The sequence below is a fragment of the Muricoccus vinaceus genome (assembly GCF_042433125.1).
GTDB lineage: Bacteria > Pseudomonadota > Alphaproteobacteria > Acetobacterales > Acetobacteraceae > Roseomonas > Roseomonas vinacea.
In genome coordinates this window covers 1-2,514 of the sequence record NZ_JBHLVZ010000046.1, presented here as the reverse complement: position 1 = coordinate 2,514, position 2,514 = coordinate 1, and the positions used below count along the sequence as shown (strand labels likewise).

Annotated in this window: 3 protein-coding genes and 1 pseudogene; 2 read left to right on the top strand and 2 right to left on the bottom strand. The window is 56.6% G+C overall.

Annotation, left to right across the window (positions count from 1 at the left end; translation table 11 throughout):
• Positions 1-47 precede the first annotated feature (47 nt).
• Positions 48-332, top strand: coding sequence for a DDE-type integrase/transposase/recombinase (locus ACFFIC_RS16420; protein ID WP_377052261.1), 285 nt, complete (start codon positions 48-50; stop codon positions 330-332).
• Between the two features lie 179 nt (positions 333-511).
• On the opposite strand, the gene ACFFIC_RS16415 is transcribed toward ACFFIC_RS16420, so the two are convergent.
• Together ACFFIC_RS16415 and ACFFIC_RS16410 are read right to left on the bottom strand one after the other, a co-directional pair.
• Positions 512-1,210, bottom strand: coding sequence for a CBS domain-containing protein (locus tag ACFFIC_RS16415; protein ID WP_377052259.1), 699 nt, complete (start codon positions 1,208-1,210; stop codon positions 512-514).
• A 125-nt stretch (positions 1,211-1,335) separates the two neighbouring features.
• A complete protein-coding gene (locus tag ACFFIC_RS16410; protein WP_377052257.1) occupies positions 1,336-2,091 on the bottom strand; it encodes an SGNH/GDSL hydrolase family protein in 756 nt (251 codons plus the stop codon).
• A gap of 166 nt (positions 2,092-2,257) precedes the next feature.
• Between ACFFIC_RS16410 and ACFFIC_RS16405 the strand changes: the two are divergent.
• Positions 2,258-2,514 (top strand): annotated as a pseudogene (locus ACFFIC_RS16405) (hypothetical protein); the annotation flags it as partial.

Below are 2,514 nucleotides of genomic sequence, written 5' to 3'. Positions count from 1 at the left end.
AATGCCCGGCCAGCTTACCCCAGCAGGAGTGAGGGGCGGGCCATCCCATAAATTTCCGACAGTCCCAACTCCTACCCGAGGTCCGACACCGGAGCAGCCGCTACCTGAACAACCGCGCCGAGAACTCCCACCGACCCACCCGACGGTGGGAGCGGCAGATGCAACGGTTCAAGTCGGCCGAGCAGGCCCAACGGTTCCTCTCGGCACACAGCATGATCTATGGCCACTTACGTCCTCGCCGGCACCTGATGACGGCTACCAAGTACCGGCGAGCCCGCACCAAGGCCTTCTGGATCTGGCAGCAGGAAACCTGCGTCCAAACGGCATCATGATCCTGCCGCACCCTCAGTCACGCGGCCGAACTTGCCTTCTCGTCAAACAACTTGCCAATGCCTCGCCAGGTCAAGCCAGAAGCGAACTACCATCCCCGTCCACGCGGAAATCACACCAGAGTCTGTTCATCCGCTTGGCGGTATCAGATCCGATCCATGCACCAAGGTTGCGCACAGCTTTAGGGACCAAAGACAACGGGCCGTCGCAAGGTGCTATCAACTACCTGCTTCACGCCGGGCACACTCTTGGCGAGCACGTGAAGCGCGTGGCTAACGGTTTCGGAGTGGCGGAAACCAGTGAACTCCACAACCCCATCCCGGACACCCACTGCGATGTTGCCAGTGGTAGCCCAGGCTTCGCGCCTCATTGCCGTGAGTAAGGCCTGACGGATACCTTCGTCGGACAACTCTGCAGGCGATGCGCCTGTCGGCTTCACTAGAGCACGCACCAAGTCCGCGCGACCGACCACGCCGAGAAGTTGGCCGCCCGCCGTGACCAATACACGACGAATATTGTGGTCTTCCATGAGGCGTGCAATGTGGGTAGCACTGTCCTCTGGTCCCACCGTTATGACCTGCTTCGTCATTAGATCCTCGGCAGTGGTGCCGTGGCTCCGAACGTATCGCTCCGCCATGTTGTCTGGGCTGGAAAGAAACCGACCGAGCCAGCCCGCGCGGGGTTGATCATCCTCATCCGCTAGACGGCGGATCAGATCAGCCTCTGTGACGATGCCTTGTAACGTTCCCTGTGGATCCACGACGGCGACCGTTGAGATGCCGCGATCTGCAAACATGCGGGCAAGATCGGAAGCAGGCACTCCTGGCGGCACAGTGGTAACATCGGGGTTCATAAGATCACGGGCTCGCGTTTGCATCATAGCGGCCTCCACGCAACTTCCAGTTGGAATGCTGCAAGACTCGCACGTTTCCGACGGATGAACCTTATCTTTTGAACATTTTGCCCCAAGAATGTGCAGCTCGCCTGCTCGGGGTCGTCTGGGATCTACTTTTCTTGCAGCGCTGACACAAGCACTGGATAGATTCTGCGGGCGATGTAATCCTCGCCTCTTTCGTTGGGGTGAACGCTGTCCGCTAAAAAGAAAGAATTAAATCCAGAGAAAGTATCAACCAAGTAAACTTTCGAGACCTGCGTGTTCTCGCGCTCGGCGGTTCTTGTGTATTCATTCTTCATGGCCGTATGGCCCACCCGGCGATTTCCGGTCGTAGGGGTTCCATTGGTTAGCAAAATTGATACCGATGGGTTCGCTTGCCTGAGCCTTGCGATGATCATCGACACTTCGCTTGCAATTTGAACAACCGAATCGCCTGCGCCAATGTCATTCGATCCGATTTGGAGTATGACTATATCTGGTGTATATGAGCTGAGCCATGATGGAAGAGCTTCCAGAATTTGATCTGCACGCCACCCATAATGCCCTTCATGCCGGTTAATGAACGACTGTCCATTCAGATCTGGAAATGGCGGACTACCGTCATGATTTGAAGTCTGTGAACCGACGAACTCAAAAGGCTGCCCGTGCGATGCGAGTAACTTCCACAAGGGATACCGATAGCTCTGTCGGTCAAGACGTCCATGCGTGATAGAGTCGCCAAGGAACAAAATCTTTGGGCGTTCTAGTTTCGCAAAGACTACCTGATTTATAAGAAGCATTAAGGCGAGGGTGGTGGCTTGAAAATACCATCTTATTTTGAGCCACCTAAATTTAAGCCTGTGGGCTGTCTGACTAGGCAACTTCACCGATCCCTCCTCACTCATTTCGATCTTGTCTACTGAGAAGCAATAGGGTTCCTGGCGTAGAAACCCTACGGCCCTGTTAAAGTGCCCTCATGGCTTCGGCCCTTGCAAGAACTGCAGTGGCCCCTGTTTCGCCCAGGCATTGGCAAGTTGAAGGGCGTTGTTCGGAATGACCGAGCCGACGCAGTCTGACGGGACGACGTCAGACCCCGCCACCCATCCTGGATACCGCTTCCCGGCGGAGATCATCAGCCACGCGGTCTGGCTGTATCACGTGTTCAGCCTGAGCCTGCGGGACGTGGAACTGATCCTGGCGGAGCGGGGCATCACCGTCACGCACGAGAGCATCCGGAACTGGTGCCACAAGTTCGGCTCGGATTTCGCGGCCAAGCTGCGGCGACGCCGACCGAAGCTGGGCGACACCTG